Below are 21112 nucleotides of genomic sequence, written 5' to 3'. Positions count from 1 at the left end.
TCTCCCCCCTATTTCGGTGGTTTGGCCGGCTTGGCTGGCGCACGCAGCGCCGCGACCTCCTCGGCCGTCAGCCAGCGCCACTGCCCCGGGGCCAGGCCCTCAGGCAGCGAGAGGTCGCCGATGCGCGAACGGTGCAGCCCCTCCACCCGGTTGCCCACCGCGGCCAGCATGCGCTTGACCTGGTGGTACTTGCCCTCGGTGAGCGTGAGCCGCAGGTGCAGCGGGCTGTCGGATTCGCAGGCCGCCGCGCGCACCGGCTTCGGATCGTCGTCGAGCACCACGCCGGCCAGGAGCTTGGCGATCTGCGCCTCGTCCACCGGGTGCTTGGCCGTCACCTCGTAGACCTTGGGCACGTGGTGCTTGGGCGAGCCCATCTTGTGGATGAACTGGCCGTCGTCGGTCATGAGCAGGAGGCCGGTGGTGTCCTGGTCGAGCCGGCCGATGGCCTGCACGCCCTGCACCGCGCCCTTGTTGGGCCGAAGGCGCAGCGGCGAGGGCAGCAGCGTGTAGATGCTCGGGTAGGTCGAGGGCTTCTGCGAGCACTCGGTGCCGGCCGGCTTGTGCAGCATCAGATAGGCCTTCTCGTGATAGGCCCACGGCGTGCCCTGCACGGTGTAGAGCAGGCCTTCGGGGTCGAGGTCTTCGAAGGGGTCCGTCACGGCCTTGCCGTCGATGGTCACGTGGCCTTGTTGAACCAGCCCCGCGCACACGCGTCGCGTGCCGAAGCCCTGGGTATAGAGGATGTCTTGCAGATGCATGGGAAATGAAAAAGGCGGCCGCGCCAGCATGGCACGACCGCCCCTGAGTTTGCAGGATCAGTAACCGGCGGCCAAACCGGTGTTGCGGCGGGGGTCGTTCGCGCCGTAGAAGCGGTTGGCGCCCACTGGCTTGCCGCCCAGCGAAGGCGCGCCGACGATGATCGCCGCGAGGTGGTTGGCCGGCTGCGGCACGCCGAGGTTGTGGCCCATGTCGGTCAGGATCTTGCGGGTGTCGGGGCTGATCGCGAAGGTCTCGACGTTGGTGACGTCGGGCAGCCACTGCTGGTGGAAGCGCGGCGCATCGACGGCCTCTTGCACGTTCATGCCGTAGTCGACCACGTTCAGGATGGTGTGCAGCACCGCCGTGATGATGCGGCTGCCGCCGGGCGTGCCGACCACGAACACCGGCTTGCCGTCCTTGGAGACGATGGTCGGGCTCATCGAGCTGAGCGGCCGCTTGCCCGGGGCGATGGCGTTGGCCTCGCCCTGCACCAGGCCGTACATGTTGGGCACGCCTATCTTGGAGGTGAAGTCGTCCATCTCGTTGTTCAGCAGCACGCCGGTCTTGTCGGCCGTGACCTTGGCGCCGAACCAGTCGTTCAGCGTGTAGGTGACCGAGACCGCATTGCCCCACTGGTCGGTGATCGAGTAGTGGGTGGTGTTGCTGCCTTCATGCGGCGCGACACCGGGCTTGATGTCCTTGGAGACGCCGGCCTTCTTCGGGTCGATGGCGGCGCGGATCTTCTCGGCGTAGCCCTTGTCGAGCAGGCGGTCGAGCGGGTTCTTCACGAAGTCCGGATCGCCAAGGTAGCTGTTGCGGTCCACGTAGGCATGGCGCATGGCCTCGATCTGGTAGTGCACCGATTGCGCCGAACGAAAGCCCAGGTCCTTGAGCGGATAGCCCTCCAGGATGTTGAGCATCTCGCAGATGATCACGCCGCCCGAGCTCGGGGGCGGTGCCGACACAACGCGGTAGCCGCGGTAGTCGCACTCCACCGGCGCGAGTTCGCGCGTCTTGTACTGGTCGAGGTCGGCCTGCGTGATGATGCCCTTGCCGGCCTGGCTCGATGCCACGATCGCCTTGCCGACCCAGCCCTTGTAGAAGCCGTCGGGGCCCTTCGCGCTGATCTCCTTCAGCGTCTTGGCCAAGTCCTTCTGCACCAGCTTCTGGCCGACCTGGAAGGGCTGGCCCTTGTTCAGGAAGATCGCGCCGGAGACCGGGTCCTTCTGGAAGTCGGCGGTGGAGGTCCACAGCATGTCGATGTCGCCCTGCTCCAGCGCGAAGCCCTTGTCGGCCAGCTGGATCGACGGGGCGATCAGGTCGGCACGCTTCATCGTGCCGTACTTCTCGCGCGCGTACTCCATGCCCGACACCGAGCCCGGCACGCCGACCGCGAGGTGGCCGTTGGTGCTCAGGCCCTTGACGACGTTGCCGTCCTTGTCGAGGTACATGTTGGCCGTGGCGGCCAGCGGCGCCTTCTCGCGGAAGTCGAGGAAGGTCTTGCGGCCGTCGGCCAGCTGCACGGTCATGAAGCCGCCGCCGCCGAGGTTGCCCGCCGCCGGGTACACCACCGCCAGCGCGTAGCCCACCGCGACCGCCGCATCGACCGCATTGCCGCCGCGCTTGAGGACGTCGACGCCGACCTTGCTGGCCAGGTGCTGCGCGCTCACGACCATGCCGTGCTCGGCCGCGACCGGCGCCTGCGAGGCCGCCTGCGACGCGCCCGCCGCAGTCAGCGCGAGTGCGGCCGCAACTGCGGCGCGCAGTCTCGGGGTCCAGTGGAATTGCTGCATGGGAAGTCTCCTCTTTGAGTTGGATGAAGAACGAGGGAATGGAACGGAAACGGTCAGGCCGTGAGCAGCGCCTTGCGCCGCAGGTCCTTCAAGGCCAGCACCACCTGCTGCTGCGCGAACTCTTTCAGCGCCTCAGGATCGGTCAGCGGTTGTTCGTCCTTGATGAACCGCAGGCGGTCGGCGCGTACTTCGGCGACCAGGTGCTCCGCGAGTGTTTCGTGTGAATGCGTGCCATCGAGCAGTGGCAGCAGGCTGCGCTCGAGCAACGTGAGACCGACGGGCTCGTGCCACTGGTTGCAAGTCTGGGCGTTGGCGCCCGCCGTGAGCGCGAGAGCGCGCGCACCGCGAACGGTTGCCAGGGCTTGCGGCAGGTCGGAGACGTCGGTCGCCGTTGGCACCGGCGTGCGGCGAAAGCGCAAGGCGCCGAGGATCACCAGTTCTTCGAGCATGGCCAGCACGACCCGCTGGACCGCATCGCGCGGCTCACCGGTGAGCTTTGCCGCGGCATCGATCAGGGCCTCTGCCGACACCGACGCCGGATAGCGCGTCTCGAGCACCTGCGCCACGGCCTTGTGCACGGGCAGGCGCAGCGTGACCTTGAGGTTGCGGATCGCATTGCAGGGCTGCTCGCGCGCATCGAGCGTCAGCGCGCCGCCGTCCTCGGTAGTGAACACGCCGGCGAATTCCATGGCACGGATACGCGCCGGATCGAGGCGATAGCGGATGTCCCGGGCACGCTCCTGCTTGACCAGCAGGGTCTGACGGAAGGTGCGGTTGACCAGGAAATCGAGGTACTGCTCCATCATGATCTGGCTGCCGCCGCATTCGCGCAGCAGCGGATCGCGCACCTTCTCTCCGTAGTTCTGCACGAACATGGTCGAGGGCTCCGCGTCGCACAGGTAGGCCAGGCCGCGGGCGTCGGCACGCGCGGCGAACTCCTTGAAGTAGCACGGCTCGTTGCAGGGCTCGAGGAACTCGTGCAGCAGGTAGGAGCTGTTGGCGCCGCGCACGATGGGCATGGCCTCATCGAGCGTCTTCTTAAGCACGCTGTCGGGCCGCGCCGACTGCTCGAGAAATTCGAGCATGCCGCGCGCGTAGGACAGCTTTTCGTCGGGCGTGTCGCGCGGGCCGCCACGCAGGATCATCGCGTCGCGCACGATCTCGCGCGCCTTCCAGCCCGGGTACACGTTGTAGCTCACGTAGGCCACGCCGTTCGGCGCGAGGTTCTCCGAGCAGATGCGCAGGATCGCGTCCTGCACCGGACCCGGCACCCAGCTGTAGACGCCGTGGCAGACGATGTAGTCGAACTGGCCGAACGAGGCGTCGATGTCGGCGATGTTGAACGCCTTCAGCTCCACATTCGACAGGCCGGCATCGGCGATGGCCGCAGCGCCCTGCGACACCTGCACGGTCGACAGGTCGACGCCGATGGCGCGCGCTTCGGGGTGGCGCGCCGCGAAGGGAATCAGGTTGCCGCCGGCCGCGCAGCCAAGCTCGAGCACGCGGGCCGTGGCGGGGGCGGGAGTATCGAGTCCGAACAGGAAGGCCAGCGCTTCCAGGTGCTCCATCGCGGACTGTGGGAACGGGTGCGAGTCGTAGGGCACCGTGTCGTAGTAGCTGGTCAGCGTGGAAGTCAGTGAATCCGGCACGGGCGTCCTTTGGGGATCTACGAAGGTTCTGGAAGGTTGCGATGTGACAGCGCTGGCCGACTATAGCCCCGCGATCAGGCAAAAAAAAACCCAGCAATGAAGCTGGGCTCAAGCCTTTCTGCTGGCATGGCATCAAGGACCCCGCACAGGTGGCTGGCGGGGGACGGCTGACCCGTCAAGGAGAAATCGGGTGCTGCCCTGAAGGCAGCCGAGTGGGTGGAAAGGCAGGCCCATGCGCCGAGGCTTCCGTGAGAGGACGAAGCCAGTCGTTGGCCGCCTCGTCGGGTGACATGGCCCGCAGCCGCGCATCGCGTCGAAGCGTGCGTGCGACGTCCTCCAGCTCGAGAGCATCGACCGAATGCCAGCGCTGCCGCAGCCGATGCGCGCAGGCAGCGATCCAGAGGGTGGCCGGGATGTTTTCCATGACGGTATTTTACTGTATATTTGTACAGTCTTTTCATCAAGGATACCGCAATGTCTACGCCCGAAGATATCGCCCCCACTCCCAATCACGCCCTGACCGAGGCTCTGGCCTGGATCTCGAAGTTCGCACACGCATGGAAGGCCATCGAGCCCGCCCCCAGGAGCCTCAGCATCGACGGCTTCATCATCTGGGGACCGGTGCTCTACGAGAAGCACAAGGGCGAAGACCCGGTGAAGCTCGCGCAGCAACTGTTCGGCAAGTCGGGCGCGTATTTCAGGTATCTCTATCCCGGGCTCAAGCCCGGCACGGGCGGAGACCCGGCGTCTTAGAATGCCCCGATGAATTGGCGCACCACACTGCTTCCGCTTGCCTTGATCACCACCGTCATCACCGGTTGCACGGCCCCGAACGAGATCGTGCCGTTTCGCGAAGGCGTCCTGCGTGCGCCCAGCTACACGCTGGCAGCGGACTACTGCAGTGCGAAGAGCCTGACGCCGAAGTGGATCGGCAGGGCACCGGCGGAGTCCGGCGTGCTGTTCCAGTGCTACTGAGCTTCAGGGCCTGAAATAAAAACGGCAGTCGTTGGTGACAACGACTGCCGTTCTGTTGAGTGGTGGAGCTGGGGGGATTTGAACCCCCGTCCGCAAGCCTTCATCGCGCAGTTCTACATGTTTAGTGATCTGATTTGAGTCTCGCTTCCGGAGTCGCGCAGTCACACGCTAAACCGGACGCCAGCACCCTATTTTCTCGCCTCGACCCAAGGTACCCGGATCGAAGCCAGCCCATGTAATTATCTTTGCAGCCGGGAGGATTCAGATTGCTCTGTCACCCCCTTGCCCAGCCCATCGGCCTGCTGTTGCAAAGCTCACTGGCAATTAAGCAGCGAGTGCGAAACGTTCGTCGTTTGCAGTTAGTTTGTTTGAATCTGTTTTACGAGCGCATTCAGCTCGACATGCCCCGCTGCGACTCCGAACCCACGTCGAAACCAGTGCAGCCCCAAGCGATCTATTTTAGGCGCTATTGAGCAGTTGCAAGAGCTCCATGGGCGAAGAGATTGAAGCATCGGCCTTCCAGAGCGCAGCATCGGCCTGCAAACCCATGTAGCCGTAGGTGGCGGCCACCGTCCGCATGCCGGCGGCGCGGCCCGCGATGATGTCGCGTTCATCGTCGCCCACATAGATGCATGCCTCGGAGGGAACGCCCAACCGACGGGCTGCTTCGTGCAGCGGTTCGGGATGCGGCTTGGCGTGCGGGGTGGTGTCGCCGCTCACGATGGCACCCGCGCTGGCAAAGAGCGGCATGGCGCGGGTCAACGGATCGGTGAATCGCATCGACTTGTTGGTGACCACGCCCCAGACGAGGCCGCGCGCCTGAATGGCATCGATCAGCGCCTGGACACCATCGAACGCCTGCGTGTTGAGCAGCATGCGGCGCTCGTAGGCGACGAAGAACTCTTCGCGCAACTCGGGGAATTCGGGGGCATCGGGCGTGATGCCGAATGCCACGCCGAGCATGCCGCGCGCACCCGAACCCGCATGCGGACGATAGCGGTCGAGGGGATAGGACTCCAGGCCGCGATCGGTCCGCATCCTGTCGGCTGCGGCGCCCAGGTCGGGCGCGCTGTCGATCAGCGTGCCGTCCAGATCGAACAGCACGGCTTGTGTGAGCGAACTCTTCATTCCTGTGCACCCGGCAGCGATGGTTTCTGTGTTGCGAACATGTAGTTGACGCTGGTATCGGCACTGAGCCAGTAGCGACGGGTCAGCGGGTTGTGCTCCATTCCGCGCGTGTGCCGCAGGTCGAGGCTCGCCGCACGGCAGTAGGCCGCAAGCTCGCTGGGACGAATCAGCTTCGCGTACTCGTGGGTGCCGCGCGGCAGCATCCCGAGGATGTATTCCGCCCCTACGATCGCCAGCGCAAAGGACTTCAGGTTGCGGTTGATGGTCGAAAAGAACACCCACCCACCGGGCTTGACCAGCGTGGCACAGGCCTGGATCACCGAGGCCGGCTTCGGCACATGCTCCAGCATTTCCATGCAGGTGACGACATCGAAGCTGCCCGGCTGTTCGGCGGCAAGTGCTTCGGCGCTGATCTCGCGGTATTTGACGCCACGCGTGCCGGCTTCGAGCGCATGAAGCTGAGCGACCTTGAGCGCCTTGCCCGCCAGATCGATGCCCAGCACATCGGCGCCCTTTCGGGCCATCGAATCTGCCAGGATTCCACCGCCGCACCCGATATCGAGCACGCGGCACTGAGAAATTGGCGCAATACCGTCAATCCATTCCAAGCGCAATGGATTGATTTCATGCAGTGGGCGGAATTCGCTTTCCAAATCCCACCATCGATGTGCAAGTTCTGAAAACTTGGCGAGCTCAGCCGGATCGGCATTCACATTTTCTGTCATATGGCAATTATGAAGCGGGCAATGGCCGGCATGCGCAGGGCGATCTCGTTGAGTCCTGGCCAACGAATTCGACAGGCATAAAAAAACCCCGCCAAGGCGGGGTTTTCATCATCGATGGAATCGACTGATTAGTTGGCGCGGGTGCCGACCACTTCGATTTCCACGCGACGGTTCTTGGCGCGGCCTTCCTTGGTGCGGTTATCAGCCACTGGCTGCTTCTCGCCCTTGCCTTCGGTGTAGACGCGGTTGCGTTCGATGCCCTTCGAGACCAGGAAGGCCTTGACGGCTTCGGCGCGACGCACCGACAGACGCTGGTTGTAGGCGTCCGTACCGATCGAGTCGGTGTGGCCCACAGCGATAATCACTTCGAGGTTGACGCCACGGATCTTCTCCACCAGATCGGTCAGCTTGGCGCGACCTTCAGGCTTCAGAACCGACTTGTCGAAGTCGAAGAATGCGTCGGCAGCGAAGGTCACCTTCGAGGCAGCGACGGCCGGCGGCGTAGCAGCAGGAGGCGTCACGCCAGGAGGAGTGGGAGCGACAGCAGCGGGGCGAACCAGAGCGCCGTCGCAACCAGCGGCGGCGGTAGCCGGCGTCCAGTTGGCATCGCGCCAGCACAGTTCGTTCGTGCCGTTTTTCCAGACCAGTTCGCCGGTGCCGTTTTGCCAGTTGTCGATCGTAGGACCGCCGTCCGCAGCGGTGACACGGGTCTGCGCGCCGGCGGCAGTGGCGAGCGCAGCGACTGCAAACATCATCGCCACTTTATTCAGTTTCTTCATGGTTCTCCTCTTGGGGAAAAAGCCGCAGCCGCGCTGCGAATCAAGGACGCTTTAAGTGACCACCACCCAAAACGTTGAGACGATTGTGCCATAGGGTCTTTGGCAAACAGGCCGCCGGACGCCCCTGAAGCGTAGGACGGAGGCGGAATAGCCGGCTTGTGTTGCGGCGGAGCGACACCCCTCACAGCGTAAAATTTCGCCTTCCTGCCGCCAGCCTCTCGCTCAATGACATCCTTCGCCAAAGAAACCCTGCCCATCAGTCTCGAAGAGGAAATGCGCAGCAGCTATCTCGATTACGCCATGAGCGTGATCGTGGGCCGGGCGCTCCCCGATGCACGCGACGGCCTCAAGCCGGTGCATCGGCGCGTGCTCTTCGCCATGCACGAACTCAACAACGACTGGAACCGGCCGTACAAGAAGTCGGCCCGTATCGTCGGCGACGTGATCGGTAAATACCACCCGCACGGCGATCAATCGGTCTACGACACCATCGTGCGATTGGCGCAGGACTTCTCGATGCGCCACATGCTGGTCGACGGCCAGGGCAACTTCGGTTCCGTGGATGGAGACAACGCAGCCGCAATGCGTTATACGGAAATCCGGCTGGCCAAAATTGCGCATGAAATGCTGGCCGATATCGACAAGGAAACTGTCGACTTTCAGGACAATTACGACGGCTCCGAAAAAGAACCGAAAGTTTTGCCAAGCCAGCTGCCGAATTTGCTGGTCAATGGCTCTGGCGGTATTGCGGTCGGCATGGCCACCAATATCCCGCCGCACAACTTGAATGAGGTCGTCGACGCCTGCCTGCACCTGCTGCGCAACCCCGAGGCCAGCATCGACGAGCTGATGGAGATCGTGCCGGCGCCCGACTTCCCCACCGCCGGCATCATCTACGGCATCAACGGCGTGAAGGACGGCTACCGCACCGGTCGCGGCAAGGTCGTGATGCGCGCCAAGTGCCACTTCGAGGACATTGATCGTGGCCAGCGCCAGGCGATCATCGTCGACGAGCTCCCCTACCAGGTCAACAAGAAGACGCTGCAGGAGCGCATGGCCGAGCTGGTGCACGAGAAGAAAATCGAAGGCATCAGCCACATCCAGGACGAGTCCGACAAGTCGGGCATGCGCCTGGTGATCGAGCTCAAGCGCGGCGAAGTGCCCGAGGTCGTGCTGAACAACCTCTACAAGCAGACGCAGCTGCAGGACACCTTCGGCATCAACATGGTGGCGCTGGTCGACGGCCAGCCCAAGCTGTGCAACCTGAAGGACCTGATCCAGGTTTTCCTTCAGCACCGCCGCGAAGTGGTCACGCGCCGCACCGTCTTCACGCTGCGCAAGGCCCGCGAGCGCGGCCACGTGCTCGAGGGCCTGGCGGTGGCGCTGGCCAACATCGACGAGTTCATCCGGATCATTCGCGAATCGCCGACGCCGCCGGTCGCCAAGGCCGAGCTGATGACTCGCAGTTGGGACAGCAAGCTGGTGCGCGAGATGCTCACGCGGTCGCGCGCCGACGGCGGCGTGATCAACGCCGACGACTACCGCCCCGAAGGCCTCGAGCGCGAATTCGGCATGGGTTCTGACGGCCTCTATCGCCTCTCGGACACGCAGGCGCAAGAAATTCTGCAGATGCGCCTGCAACGCCTGACTGGCCTCGAGCAGGACAAGATCGTTGCCGAGTACAAGGACGTCATGGCCGAGATCGACGACCTGCTCGACATCCTGGCCAAGCCCGAGCGCGTGTCGGTCATCATCGGCGACGAGCTGGGCACCATCAAGCAGGAGTTCGGCCAGAGCAAGCTCGGCGCACGCCGCAGCCTGGTCGAGCACAGCGCGTTCGACCTCTCGACCGAAGACCTGATCACCCCGACCGACATGGTGGTCACGCTCTCGCACAGCGGCTACATCAAGAGCCAGCCGCTGGGCGAATACCGTGCGCAGAAGCGTGGCGGCCGCGGCAAGCAGGCCACCGCCACGAAGGAAGACGACTGGATCGACCAGCTCTTCATCGCCAACACGCACGACTACATCCTGTGCTTCTCCAACCGTGGCCGCCTCTATTGGCTCAAGGTGTGGGAAGTGCCGGCGGGTTCGCGCGGCTCGCGCGGCCGGCCGATCGTCAACATGTTCCCGCTGCAAGAGGGCGAGAAGATCAACGTCGCGCTCGCGCTGACGGGCGAGAAGCGCAACTTCCCGGCCGACCAGTACGTGTTCATGGCGACCTCGATGGGCACCGTCAAGAAGACCGCGCTCGACGAATTCAACAACCCGCGCAAGGGCGGCATCATTGCCGTGAACCTCGACGAGGGCGACTACCTGATCGGCGCCGCGCTCACCGACGGCAAGCACGACGTGATGCTCTTCAGCGACGGCGGCAAGGCCGTGCGCTTCGCTGAAGACGACGTCCGACCGCTGGGCCGCAATGCGCGCGGCGTGCGCGGCATGTCGCTCGACCCGGGCCAGGGCGTGATCGCCATGCTGGTGGCCGAGGACGAGCAGCAGAGCGTGCTCACCGCCACGGAAAATGGTTACGGAAAGCGAACAAGCATTACGGAATACACGCGCCACGGTCGCGGAACCAAAGGCATGATCGCGATTCAACAGAGTGAGCGCAACGGCAAGGTCGTTGCCGCCACCCTCGTGCATGCGGACGATGAGATCATGCTCATCACCGACAAGGGCGTGCTTGTGCGCACCCGGGTTGCCGAAATTCGTGAACTGGGTCGCGCGACGCAAGGCGTCACGCTGATCGGGCTTGACGAAGGCGCCAAACTCAGCGGGCTACAACGTATCGTCGAGAACGACGCGAACGGCGAGACCGAGCCGGACGCAGACGATACTTCCACATCTTCAACGGAGAATCCTCAGTGAAAAAAATCAAACTCGCACTTCTGACGGTAGCTTTGGCCAGCAGCTCGATGGCCGCCATGGCCCAGGACAAGGCCACGCTGATCAAGCAGTTCATCGACATCCAGCGCCCCGGCATCGAATCGCTGGCGCGCGGCCTGGTCGAGCAGTCGAGCGCCCCGATCGCGCAGGCCGGCTCGCAGTACCTGCAGACGCAAGTGCCCGAAGCCAAGCGCGAATCGGCCGCCAAGGCTGCCGATGCCGAGCTGAAGAAATACTTCGACGACGCCTACCCCATCGTGCGCGACAAGGCCGTGCAACTGGCACCCGGCGCCCTGACCCCGCTGCTCGAGCAGAACTTCAGCGAAGACGAGCTCAAGCAGCTGCTGGCCTGGATCAACTCGCCGCTCAGCAAGAAGTACCAGGAGCTGAATCCGAAGATGCAGACCGCATTGACGGAAAAGCTGGTGGCCGAAACCCGCGCTTCCATCGAGCCCAAGATGCGCGCGCTCGACACCAACGTGGCGAAGGCCCTCGGCGCCCCGACCGACGCTCCGGCCCAAGGTTCCGCACCCGCCAAGGCGCCAGCCAAGGCACCCGCCAAGAAGTAAAGCAACGTGACCCAGCAGCAGACGCCGGCCGGCAAGCGACCCTACAACTTCTCGGCCGGTCCGGCTGCCATGCCGGAAGCGGTGCTGCAACGCGCCGCCGCCGAAATGCTCGACTGGCAGGGCAGCGGCATGAGCGTGATGGAGATGAGCCATCGCGGCAAGGAATTCGGCGCCATCTGCACGCAAGCAGAAGCCGACATCCGCACGCTGCTGGCCGTGCCTTCCAATTTCCAAATCCTGTTCATGCAGGGTGGCGGCCTCGGCGAAAACGCCATCGTCCCGATGAACCTGTCGCGCGGCAAAACCGCCGACTTCGTCATCACCGGCAGCTGGAGCATCAAGTCGCACAAGGAAGCGCAGCGCTATTGCACTGCGCGCGTGGCTGCAAGCAACGCCGACGACCAGCACACGAAGCTGCCCGATCCCTCGACCTGGCAACTCACCAAGGATGCCTCGTACGTGCATCTGTGCACCAACGAGACGATCAACGGCATCGAGTTCCAGCAGTTGCCCGACCTCGCCGCGCTCGGCAGCGATGCACCGCTCGTCATCGATTTCTCGTCGCACGTGGCTTCGCGCAGCGTCGACTGGCGCCGCGTGGGCCTTGCCTTCGGCGGCGCGCAGAAGAACCTGGGCCCGGCCGGCCTCACGATAGTCGTCGTGCGCGACGACCTGCTGGGCCATGCGCTCGAGATCTGCCCGAGCGCCTTCAACTACAAGACCGTGGCCGACAACAGCTCCATGTACAACACCCCGCCGACCTGGGGCATCTACATGGCGGGGCTGACGTTCCAGTGGCTGCTGCAGCAGACCGAAGGCTCGCTCACCGGCGTGGCCGCGATGGAGCAGCGCAACATCGAGAAGGCCAACTTGCTGTACGGCTTCATCGACGGCTCGGACTTCTACGCCAACCGCATCGATGCGAGCTGCCGCTCGCGCATGAACGTGCCGTTCTTCCTGGCCGACGAAAGCCGGAACGAGGCCTTCCTGGCCGGCGCACGCGAAGCCGGGCTGCTGCAGCTCAAGGGCCACAAATCGGTCGGCGGCATGCGCGCGAGCATCTACAACGCCATGCCGCTGGAAGGGGTGCAGGCACTTGTGGCCTACATGCGAGAATTCGAGCGATCGCATGCCTAGGCGCATGCCCTAGCTGCTCGCACCGATGACCGCCTCCGCACCCACACCGCCCTCCTCCAACTACAACTCCGAAAGCCTTGCCGATCTGCGCGTGCAGATCGACTCGCTCGACCAGCGCCTGCTGAGCCTGCTCAACGAGCGGGCCCACGTGGCCGAACTCGTCGGCGAGGTCAAGAAGCGCGAAGGCACGCCGTTCTTTCGTCCTGACCGCGTTGCCGCCGTCATCGACAAGATGCAGAAAAGCAATGGCGGCCCGCTCAAGGACCTGCATGTGGCCGCCATCTGGCGCGAAATCATGTCGGCGTGCCTCGCCCTCGAATCGCCGCAGCGCGTGGCCGTGCTGGGACCCGAAGGCACCTTCTGCGAACAGGCCGCCATCGAATACTTCGGCGGCGCTGCCGACCTGATCTACTGCGCGAGCTTCGACGAAGTGTTCCACGCCACCGCCGCGGGCAGCGCCCAGTACGGCGTGGTCGGCGTCGAGAACTCGACCGAAGGCGTGGTCACCCGCTCGCTCGACCTGTTCCTGCATTCGCCCACCCATGTGGTCGGCGAAGTCAGCCTGCTGGTGCGCCACCACCTGCTGCGCAGCGAGAACTCGCTCGAAGGCATCGAGGCCGTGCTGGCCCATCCCCAGGCACTCGCGCAATGCCAGACCTGGCTCTCCAAGCACCTGCCCAATGCCGAGCGCCGCGCCGTCTCGAGCAACGCCGAAGGCGCCCGTCTCGCGGCCACCAACCCGGCCTGGGCCGGGCTCGCCGGCGAACGCGCCGCCACCCGTTTCGGCCTGCACATCGTGGCGCACGCCATCCAGGACGACTCGTACAACCGCACCCGCTTCTCCGTGATCTGCCTGCCGCAGACGCTGGCCATGCCGCCGGCATCGGGCAAGGACTGCACGAGCCTGATCGTCTCGGTGCCGAACCAGCCCGGCGCAGTGCATGACCTGCTGGTGCCCCTCAAGACCAACAACGTGTCGATGACGCGTTTCGAGTCGCGCCCCGCGCGCACCGGCCAGTGGGAGTACTACTTCTACATCGACCTGGACGGTCATCCTTCGCAGCCCAACGTGGCTGCGGCGCTGGCCGAACTGCGCGGCCTCTGCGCGTTCTACAAGGTGCTTGGCGCCTACCCCGTCAAAGCCTGAGCCGGACAGACACGATGTTCGAGCAACTGGGATTGATCGGCTGCGGCCTCATGGGCGGCTCCTTTGCGCTCGCGCTCAAGCGCGCGAAGCTGGTGAAACGCGTGGTCGGCTACAGCAAGTCGCCGTCCACCACCGAACGGGCGCGCCAGCTCGGCGTGATCGACGTGGCGGCGCCCTCTGCGCTGCTGGCGGTGTCGGGCGCCGACCTCGTGCTGCTGGCTGTGCCGGTGGCAGCCTCGGAAGCCATGTTCAAGGCGATCCGCCACGGCATCTCGAACGAGACGCTGGTGATGGACGTCGGCTCGACCAAGGGCGACGTGATCGAAGCCGCACGCAACGGCCTGCAAAAGCAGTTCGCGAACTTCGTCCCGGCCCATCCGATCGCCGGCAAGGAAGTCTCGGGCATCGAGCACGCCGAAGCGTCGCTCTTCACCGGCCGCCAGGTCGTGCTGACGCCGGTCAAGACCACGCTGCGCTCGAACGTGCAGCGCGCCTCGCAGGTGTGGAGCGGCATCGGCGCCAACGTGGTCACCATGACGCACGAAGAGCACGACGCCTCGTTCGCCGCCGTGAGCCACCTGCCCCACCTGCTGGCGTTCGCGTACACCAACGCCCTCACCGCGCAGCCGCAGGGCGACCGCTTCCTGAGCCTTGCGGGACCGGGCTTTCGCGACTTCTCGCGCATCGCCGCCAGTGATCCGGTCATGTGGCGCGATGTGCTGCTCGCCAACCGCGAGCAGGTGTTGCTGCAGTCCCAGGCCTTCCGCAAGGCACTGGAAGACCTCGAGGCGCTGATGACCGCGGGCGACCTGCAGGGGCTGGAGCAATCCATTGCCGCTGCCAGCAAGGCGCGCGCCGCCTGGAAACCGAACGCGAGTTCCGACGCTTCGGCCCAGCAGGACAGCTGACATGTTCTCGACCGCATTCCTCGACCTCCCGCCCCTCGTGGGCGCCGCCGGCACGGTCCGGCTGCCGGGCTCCAAGAGCATCTCGAACCGTGTGTTGCTTCTGGCCTCGCTCGCGAGCGGCACCACCATGATCCACGACCTGCTCGATTCCGACGACACGCGCGTGATGCTCGACGCCCTGCGCGCGCTCGGCTGCGGCGTCCAGCCCGTGGGGAGCACGCTGCAGATCACCGGCCTCGGCGGCCAGCTGAAGTCCGGTGGAGAGCTGCTGCCTCTCTTCCTCGGCAACGCCGGCACCGCCATGCGCCCGCTGACGGCCGCGCTGTCGCTGCTCGGCGGTGACTTTGAATTGAGCGGCGTGCCGCGCATGCACGAGCGGCCCATTGGCGACCTGGTCGATGCGCTCACCCAGCTCGGCTGCCAGATCGACTACCTCGGCAACCCCGGCTATCCGCCGCTGCGCATCCATCCGGTCGATCACAACGACCTCGTGCTCGACGCGCCGATCCGCGTTCGCGGCGATGTCTCCAGCCAGTTCCTCACAGCCCTGCTGTTGGCGCTGCCGCTCGCAGCGCGCAACGACATCGTGATCGAGGTGGTCGGCGAACTGATCTCCAAGCCCTACATCGAGATCACGCTGAACCTGCTGGCGCGCTTCGGCATCACGGTGCGGCGCGACGGCTGGGAGCGATTCACCATTCCCGCCGGCAGCAGCTACAGCTCGCCGGGCGACATCCATGTCGAGGCCGATGCCTCCTCTGCTAGCTATTTCATAGCACTAGGTGCCATCGCCACGGGCGTTTCTGGCAAGACTGGCATCCGGATCGAAGGCGTGGGCGCCGATTCGATCCAGGGCGACATCCGCTTCATCGACGCGGCCCGGCAGATGGGCGCCGAGGTCGACAGCGGACCGAACTGGCTCGAAGTGCGGCGCGGCGCCTGGCCGCTCAAGGCCATCGACCTCGACGCGAACCACATCCCCGACGCGGCGATGACGCTCGCCGTCATGGCGCTTTATGCCGACGGACCAAGCACGCTGCGCAATATCGCCAGTTGGCGCGTCAAGGAAACCGACCGCATCGACGCCATGGCCAACGAGCTCAAGAAGCTCGGCGCCACGGTCGAGGCCGGCCCCGATTTCATCCGCGTGCACCCGCTCGCGCAGGCCGACTGGCAGGCGGCGAGCATCCGCACGTACGACGACCATCGCGTGGCGATGTGTTTTTCGCTCGCGGCGTTCAACCCGGCAGGCGTGCCGGTGCGCATCCTCGATCCGCACTGCGTCGCCAAGACCTTCCCCGATTACTTCGAAACCCTGTTCTCGGTCGCGGAGGCTGCCGAGGTGCCGGTGATCTGCATCGACGGCCCGACCGCCTCGGGCAAGGGCACGCTGGCCGCCGAAGTGGCGCGCCTCCTGGGTTACCACTACCTGGACTCGGGCTCGCTCTATCGTGTGACGGGCCTGGCCATGCGTCGCGCCGGCCTCAGCGCCGATGCACAGCACGAGGCGCAGATCGCCGCGCTGGCAACCGCCCTGCCCCTGCAGTTCACCGAGGGCAAGGTGGTGCTGGACGGGGAGGATGTAAGCGACGAGATCCGCACGGAGGCGGCCGGCATGGACGCCTCCCGCGTCTCGACGCTGCCTGCCGTGCGCGAAGCCCTTCTCGCGCTGCAACAGCGCTTTCGCCAGCTCCCTGGCCTGGTCGCCGACGGCCGCGACATGGGCACCGTGATCTTCCCGGACGCCACGCTCAAGGTCTTCCTCACGGCGAGCGCCGCTCAAAGGGCAGAACGGCGTCATAAGCAGTTGATTTCAAAGGGTATTTCGACTACACTCGACAGTCTTCGCTCCGACTTGGAAGCACGTGACGCCCGGGACTCCTCTCGCAGCGTCGCTCCTCTGAAGCCGGCGCAAGATGCCCGCCACCTCGACAACTCCCAGCTGTCCATCGAAAAATCGATCGACACGGTGTTGAACTGGTGGCAGCAAGTGCAGCCTTTTAAGTCCGCTTGAAAGGCTCGCGCCAACCGGGTTGTCCGGATGGCGCCTACCGCTCCAGCAGGCTCTTTTCGCGCGACAGCGCACCGGCCTTCTGGTTGTTCAACCAACCCGGGCACCAGCCCACAAAACCGCCGTCTCCAGATCCACAGCAGCCGCACGCAATTTCGCAAGAGCGCCTGCCAACCCTGCCTGACGGAAGGAACCATAAATGTCTGAATCTTTTGCCGACCTATTCGAAGAGTCCCTGAAGCGTTCCGAAATGCGCACCGGCGAGGTCATCACGGCCGAAGTCGTGCGCGTCGAACACAACCACGTCGTCGTCAACGCCGGTCTGAAGTCCGAAGCGTATGTGCCGATCGAGGAGTTCAAGAACGACAAGGGCGAACTCGAAGTCCAGGCCGGCGATTTCGTTTCCGTTGCCATCGGCAGCGTTGAAAACGGCTACGGCGACACCATCCTCTCGCGCGACACCGCCAAGCGCCTCGCTTCGTGGCTCGCCCTCGAGAAGGCCCTGGAATCGGGCGACTTCGTCACCGGCACCACCAGCGGCAAGGTCAAGGGCGGCCTGACCGTCCTGGTCAACGGCATCCGCGCATTCCTGCCGGGCTCGCTGATCGACACGCGTCCGATCAAGGACTTGACCCCGTACGAGAACAAGACCCTCGAATTCAAGGTCATCAAGCTCGACCGCAAGCGCAACAACGTCGTGCTGTCGCGCCGTGCCGTGGTCGAAGCCAGCATGGGCGAAGAACGCGCCAAGCTGATGGAAACCCTGAAGGAAGGCGCTGTTGTCCGCGGCGTGGTCAAGAACATCACCGAATACGGTGCGTTCGTGGACCTCGGCGGCATCGACGGCCTGCTGCACATCACCGACATGGCATGGCGCCGTGTTCGCCACCCGAGCGAAGTCGTTCAGGCCGGCCAGGAAATCACCGCCAAGATCCTCAAGTTCGACACCGAAAAGAACCGTGTCTCGCTGGGTCTGAAGCAGATGGGTGACGACCCTTGGATGGGCGTTTCGCGCCGCTACCCGCAATCGACCCGCCTGTTCGGCAAGGTCACGAACATTGCCGACTACGGCGCGTTCGTCGAACTCGAACCCGGCATCGAAGGCCTGGTGCACGTCTCCGAAATGGACTGGACCAACAAGAACATCGCTCCGAACAAGATCGTCTCGCTGGGCGACGAAGTCGAAGTCATGGTCCTGGAAATCGACGAAGACAAGCGCCGCATCAGCCTGGGCATGAAGCAGTGCAAGGCCAACCCGTGGCAAGAGTTCGCGCAGAACACCAAGCGCGGCGACCGCGTCAAGGGCCCGATCAAGTCGATCACCGACTTCGGCGTGTTCGTGGGTCTGGCTGCCGGCATCGACGGCCTGGTTCACCTCTCGGACCTCTCGTGGAACGAAGCCGGCGAAACCGCCGTTCGCAACTACAAGAAGGGCCAGGAAGTCGAAGCGATCGTGCTGGCTGTGGATGTCGACCGCGAGCGCATCTCGCTGGGCATCAAGCAACTCGACAGCGACCCGTTCACCACGTTCACCACCGTGAACGACAAGGGCCAGATCGTGACCGGCAAGGTCAAGACCGTGGATGCCCGCGGCGCTGAAATCGACCTCGGCGAAGACATCATCGGCTACCTGCGTGCTTCGGAAATCTCGCGCGACCGCGTCGAAGATGCCCGCAACGTGCTCAAGGAAGGCGACGAAGTCACCGCCATCGTCGTGAACGTGGATCGCAAGACCCGCAACATCCAGCTGTCCATCAAGCAGAAGGACATGGTCGACGAACAAGGCGCCATGGCCAACCTGAGCCAGCAGTCGGCACGCGAAAACGCGGGCACGACGAGCCTGGGCGCCCTGCTGCGCGCCAAGCTCGACAACAACGACAGCAAGTAAGCTGAGTCCGAAGACAGAGCAGGCCCTGGGGCCGCTCTGTCTTTTTTTTCGTCCACGTTTTCTCTGCACTGGCCTCTATGACCCGCTCTGACCTCGTCGAAGAACTCGCAGCGCGCTTTGCGCAACTCACGCACCGCGATGCCGAATACGCCGTCAAGACCATCCTGGACGCGATGAGCGACGCGCTGGTGCGCGGGCACCGCATCGAGATTCGCGGGTTCGGCAGCTTCTCGGTCAACCGGCGTCCGCCGCGCATCGGGCGCAATCCGCGTTCGGGCGAGAGCGTGCAGATCCCGGAAAAGCGGGTGCCGCACTTCAAGCCGGGCAAGGCCTTGCGCGAAGCGGTCGACGCGAAGACGGCCGAGCTCGACGCCAAGGAAGCCAAGGGCCGCAAGGCCTGATCCGCGTGGATGCAAACGTAGAATGCCTCCGGCAACGGGAATGGCTATGAAATACCTCCTGTGGCTGCTCAAGGCAGCCATTTTTTTTACGCTCTTCGCCTTCGCGCTGAACAACCAGCACGACGCGACCGTCTACTTCTTCTTCGGCACCCACTGGCGCGCACCGCTGGTGCTCGTCGTGCTCGCGGCCTTCGCGGGCGGGCTCGTGGTGGGCGCGCTCGGCATGCTGCCGGGCTGGTGGAAACACCGCGCCGCCGCGGCGGCCCAGGGCCCCTCGGCGACCGAAGCCATCTCCACAACAACGGCACCGACGGCCGTGACCGCCCAAGCAGCGGCACCGTCCATCTCCGCCACCGACCTCCCCGCCGTACGTCAACATGGACTTTGATCCCAGCTGGCTGCTGATCAGCCTGCCCGTCGCCTTCGTGCTCGGGTGGCTCGCATCGCGCTTCGACATCCGCCAGCTCAAGCTCGAGAACCGGCAGGCGCCCAAGGCCTACTTCCGCGGCCTGAACTTCCTGCTCAACGAGCAGCAGGACCAAGCCATCGACGCCTTCATCGAGGCCGTGCAGAACGACCCCGACACGCAGGAGCTGCACTTCGCGCTCGGCAACCTGTTCCGCCGCCGCGGCGAGTACCAGCGCGCCGTGCGCGTGCACGAGCACCTGCTCGGCCGTGGCGACCTGAGCCGCGCCGACCGCGAGCGCGCACAACACGCCCTGGCGCAGGACTTCCTGCGCGCCGGCCTGCTCGACCGCGCCGAAGCCGCACTGCAGAAGCTCGAAGGCACGCGCTACGAGAACGAGGCGCGCCTCTCGCTGCTCGCCATCTACGAGCGTTCGCGCGAATGGGCCCAGGCCGCCGACGTGGCGCAGAAGCTGGACGAGTCCGACCAGGCCAGCTACGCCACGCGCCGCGCGCACCACCTCTGCGAGCAGGCGACCGAACGCGTGGCGGCCGGCGAACTGCCCGCTGCGGCAAAGCTGCTCGCGCAAGCCGTCGAACTGGCCCCACAGGCGCCGCGCCCAGCCATCGACACCGCCAACCTGCAACTGCGCAACGGCGATGCGGCCGCAGCCTTCGACACGCTCGTTGCACTGAGCGACACCGCGCCCCTCGCACTGCCCCTGTACGCCGCCGCATTGCAGCAGGCCGCAGTGGCAGCGCACCGCGAAGCAGAGGCGCTCGCGCTGCTGCAGCGGCGCTATGCCGAGTCGCCATCGATCGACGTGCTCGAGGCGCTGATCGCCCTGGGCGGCACCCCATCGACGACGACCGCCACCGACGAGCAACAGCCCCCCACCCCGCGCGACGGCTACATCGCCCACCTCGCGCACCAACCCTCGCTGGTCGCGGCGTCGCGCTGGCTGGCAGGCGAAAAGTTCGAGCACGAGCAGTTCCACCCACAGGTGCAACGCGCGCTCGACCAGGCCACCCGCCCGCTGATGCGCTACCGCTGCGCCGCCTGCGGCTTCGAGGCGCACCAGTACTTCTGGCACTGCCCCGGCTGCCAGGCCTGGGACAGCTATCCGCCGCGCCGCGTCGAAGAACTCTGAGCAAGGTTCCGACCACGTTTCGGAACAATGGTCACCGGGGCGACGAGGTCGTCAACGCCCCTTTCCCTGGTCTCGTTGAACGCCAGCCGACGCATTTGTCGGCTGTCAGTCATACCTACAAATCAGGGAGTTTTTCAATCATGTTCAAGAAGATCCTGGCCGTCTCGGCCATGCTGTTCGCGGTCGCTTCGTTCGCTGCCGTCGACGTCAACAAGGGCACCGAAGCCGAGCTCGACGGCCTCAATGGCGTCGGACCCGCCATGTCCAAGCGCATCATCGAGGCGCGCAAGCAAGGCGAATTCAAGGATTGGCCCGACCTCATGCAGCGCGTCAAGGGCGTGAAGGAAAAGAAGGCGGAGAAGCTCTCGGCCGAAGGTCTCACGGTGAACGGCCAGGCCTTCGGCGGTGCGGCCGCCGCAGCACCGAAGGAAGCAAAGGCCCCCAAGGCTCCCAAGCCCTGACCGCGCACATACAGCCACAGCAAAAGCCGCCTCCGAGGCGGCTTTTTCATGCGCGCTCGGTCTGCCGCACGCACGCAACATGGCAGGGAAATGCCTCAGGAAGTGGCCCGAAATTTGCACGTATGCTTCCTTTCGTTTTGCTTTCACTACATTCCGGAGCGCGTTCATGAATCACAAGTTCGGCATTGCCCTCGCGGGCCTCACCCTTGGGGCCGCGGCTTTCGCGCAGACCAAGTGGGACCTGCCCACCGCGTACCCCGCGACCAACTACCACACCGAAAACATCACGCAGTTCGCCAAGGACGTGGACGCGGCCACCGCCGGCAAGGTCAAGATC

At 64.9% G+C, this 21112-nt stretch carries 20 protein-coding genes, 1 other RNA gene and 1 pseudogene; 14 read left to right on the top strand and 8 right to left on the bottom strand.

The genetic code is table 11. From position 1 onward, the window contains the following. Positions 1 to 8: 8 nt before the first annotated feature. From ACSFA7_RS33110 to ACSFA7_RS33095, 4 genes are all read right to left on the bottom strand, one after another. Positions 9 to 758 (bottom strand): pseudouridine synthase, encoded by a 750-nt coding sequence (locus ACSFA7_RS33110; RefSeq protein WP_435503282.1) that lies wholly within the window; start codon positions 756 to 758, stop codon positions 9 to 11. A gap of 57 nt (positions 759 to 815) precedes the next feature. Beyond that, on the bottom strand, positions 816 to 2552 hold the full coding sequence (gene ggt, locus ACSFA7_RS33105) for a gamma-glutamyltransferase (protein ID WP_435503281.1): 1737 nt from the start codon (positions 2550 to 2552) through the stop codon (positions 816 to 818). Positions 2553 to 2605: 53 nt separating this feature from the next. Next, positions 2606 to 4201 (bottom strand): class I SAM-dependent methyltransferase, encoded by a 1596-nt coding sequence (locus tag ACSFA7_RS33100; protein WP_435503280.1) that lies wholly within the window; start codon positions 4199 to 4201, stop codon positions 2606 to 2608. A gap of 175 nt (positions 4202 to 4376) precedes the next feature. Then, the gene (locus tag ACSFA7_RS33095) at positions 4377 to 4625 is read right to left on the bottom strand and encodes a hypothetical protein (protein ID WP_435503279.1); all 249 of its coding nucleotides are present in this window, start codon (positions 4623 to 4625) and stop codon (positions 4377 to 4379) included. A gap of 50 nt (positions 4626 to 4675) precedes the next feature. On the opposite strand from ACSFA7_RS33095, the gene ACSFA7_RS33090 reads away from it, so the two are divergent. Both ACSFA7_RS33090 and ACSFA7_RS33085 read left to right on the top strand, forming a co-directional pair. After that, complete coding sequence (locus ACSFA7_RS33090) at positions 4676 to 4954, top strand: hypothetical protein (protein ID WP_435503278.1); 279 nt, start codon at positions 4676 to 4678, stop codon at positions 4952 to 4954. Between the two features lie 9 nt (positions 4955 to 4963). Next, the gene (locus ACSFA7_RS33085) at positions 4964 to 5176 is read left to right on the top strand and encodes a hypothetical protein (protein WP_206178018.1); all 213 of its coding nucleotides are present in this window, start codon (positions 4964 to 4966) and stop codon (positions 5174 to 5176) included. 60 nt (positions 5177 to 5236) lie between these two features. On the opposite strand, the gene ssrA is transcribed toward ACSFA7_RS33085, so the two are convergent. The 4 genes from ssrA to ompA form a co-directional block, all read right to left on the bottom strand. Next, positions 5237 to 5623: a transfer-messenger RNA gene (gene ssrA, locus ACSFA7_RS33080) on the bottom strand. A 12-nt stretch (positions 5624 to 5635) separates the two neighbouring features. Then, positions 5636 to 6304, bottom strand: a complete 669-nt coding sequence (locus tag ACSFA7_RS33075) for an HAD-IA family hydrolase (RefSeq protein WP_435503277.1) — start codon at positions 6302 to 6304, stop codon at positions 5636 to 5638. Next, positions 6301 to 7029 carry a bifunctional 2-polyprenyl-6-hydroxyphenol methylase/3-demethylubiquinol 3-O-methyltransferase UbiG gene (gene ubiG, locus ACSFA7_RS33070; RefSeq protein ID WP_435503276.1) on the bottom strand — a complete coding sequence of 243 codons (729 nt, stop codon included), beginning with the start codon at positions 7027 to 7029 and terminating at the stop codon, positions 6301 to 6303. Before ubiG ends, ACSFA7_RS33075 begins: the two co-directional genes overlap by 4 nt. Positions 7030 to 7157: 128 nt before the next feature. Beyond that, positions 7158 to 7808: an outer membrane protein OmpA gene (gene ompA, locus ACSFA7_RS33065; protein ID WP_435503275.1), complete on the bottom strand. Its 651-nt coding sequence runs from the start codon at positions 7806 to 7808 to the stop codon at positions 7158 to 7160. A gap of 225 nt (positions 7809 to 8033) precedes the next feature. On the opposite strand from ompA, the gene gyrA reads away from it, so the two are divergent. From gyrA to ACSFA7_RS33005, 12 genes and pseudogenes are all read left to right on the top strand, one after another. Then, positions 8034 to 10679, top strand: a complete 2646-nt coding sequence (gene gyrA, locus ACSFA7_RS33060) for a DNA gyrase subunit A (RefSeq protein WP_435503274.1) — start codon at positions 8034 to 8036, stop codon at positions 10677 to 10679. Next, positions 10676 to 11266, top strand: a complete 591-nt coding sequence (locus tag ACSFA7_RS33055; RefSeq protein WP_435503273.1) for a DUF2059 domain-containing protein — start codon at positions 10676 to 10678, stop codon at positions 11264 to 11266. Before gyrA ends, ACSFA7_RS33055 begins: the two co-directional genes overlap by 4 nt. A gap of 69 nt (positions 11267 to 11335) precedes the next feature. After that, positions 11336 to 12403 (top strand): 3-phosphoserine/phosphohydroxythreonine transaminase, encoded by a 1068-nt coding sequence (serC, locus tag ACSFA7_RS33050; protein ID WP_435503310.1) that lies wholly within the window; start codon positions 11336 to 11338, stop codon positions 12401 to 12403. Between the two features lie 25 nt (positions 12404 to 12428). Then, positions 12429 to 13550: a prephenate dehydratase gene (gene pheA / locus ACSFA7_RS33045; protein WP_206178011.1), complete on the top strand. Its 1122-nt coding sequence runs from the start codon at positions 12429 to 12431 to the stop codon at positions 13548 to 13550. A gap of 14 nt (positions 13551 to 13564) precedes the next feature. Continuing rightward, the gene (locus ACSFA7_RS33040; RefSeq protein WP_435503272.1) at positions 13565 to 14458 is read left to right on the top strand and encodes a prephenate dehydrogenase; all 894 of its coding nucleotides are present in this window, start codon (positions 13565 to 13567) and stop codon (positions 14456 to 14458) included. A gap of 1 nt (position 14459) precedes the next feature. Next, entirely contained in the window at positions 14460 to 16472 is a 2013-nt protein-coding gene (locus ACSFA7_RS33035) for a bifunctional 3-phosphoshikimate 1-carboxyvinyltransferase/cytidylate kinase (RefSeq protein WP_435503271.1), read from the top strand. 196 nt (positions 16473 to 16668) lie between these two features. Continuing rightward, positions 16669 to 18357, top strand: a complete 1689-nt coding sequence (gene rpsA, locus ACSFA7_RS33030) for a 30S ribosomal protein S1 (RefSeq protein WP_012746757.1) — start codon at positions 16669 to 16671, stop codon at positions 18355 to 18357. A 77-nt stretch (positions 18358 to 18434) separates the two neighbouring features. Continuing rightward, entirely contained in the window at positions 18435 to 18758 is a 324-nt protein-coding gene (locus ACSFA7_RS33025; RefSeq protein ID WP_013540224.1) for an integration host factor subunit beta, read from the top strand. Between the two features lie 46 nt (positions 18759 to 18804). Beyond that, complete coding sequence (locus ACSFA7_RS33020; RefSeq protein WP_042582389.1) at positions 18805 to 19146, top strand: LapA family protein; 342 nt, start codon at positions 18805 to 18807, stop codon at positions 19144 to 19146. Further along, positions 19136 to 20314 carry a lipopolysaccharide assembly protein LapB gene (lapB, locus tag ACSFA7_RS33015; RefSeq protein ID WP_435503270.1) on the top strand — a complete coding sequence of 393 codons (1179 nt, stop codon included), beginning with the start codon at positions 19136 to 19138 and terminating at the stop codon, positions 20312 to 20314. The genes ACSFA7_RS33020 and lapB overlap by 11 nt, the downstream gene beginning before the upstream one ends. A 140-nt stretch (positions 20315 to 20454) precedes the next feature. Then, positions 20455 to 20775 carry a ComEA family DNA-binding protein gene (locus ACSFA7_RS33010; RefSeq protein WP_435503269.1) on the top strand — a complete coding sequence of 107 codons (321 nt, stop codon included), beginning with the start codon at positions 20455 to 20457 and terminating at the stop codon, positions 20773 to 20775. A gap of 166 nt (positions 20776 to 20941) precedes the next feature. Further along, a pseudogene (locus ACSFA7_RS33005) lies at positions 20942 to 21112 on the top strand (C4-dicarboxylate ABC transporter substrate-binding protein); the annotation flags it as partial.

Source organism: Variovorax trehalosi (assembly GCF_051216415.1).
Taxonomy (GTDB): Bacteria; Pseudomonadota; Gammaproteobacteria; order Burkholderiales; family Burkholderiaceae_C; genus Variovorax.
This window is presented reverse-complemented; position numbering and strand designations above follow the sequence as displayed.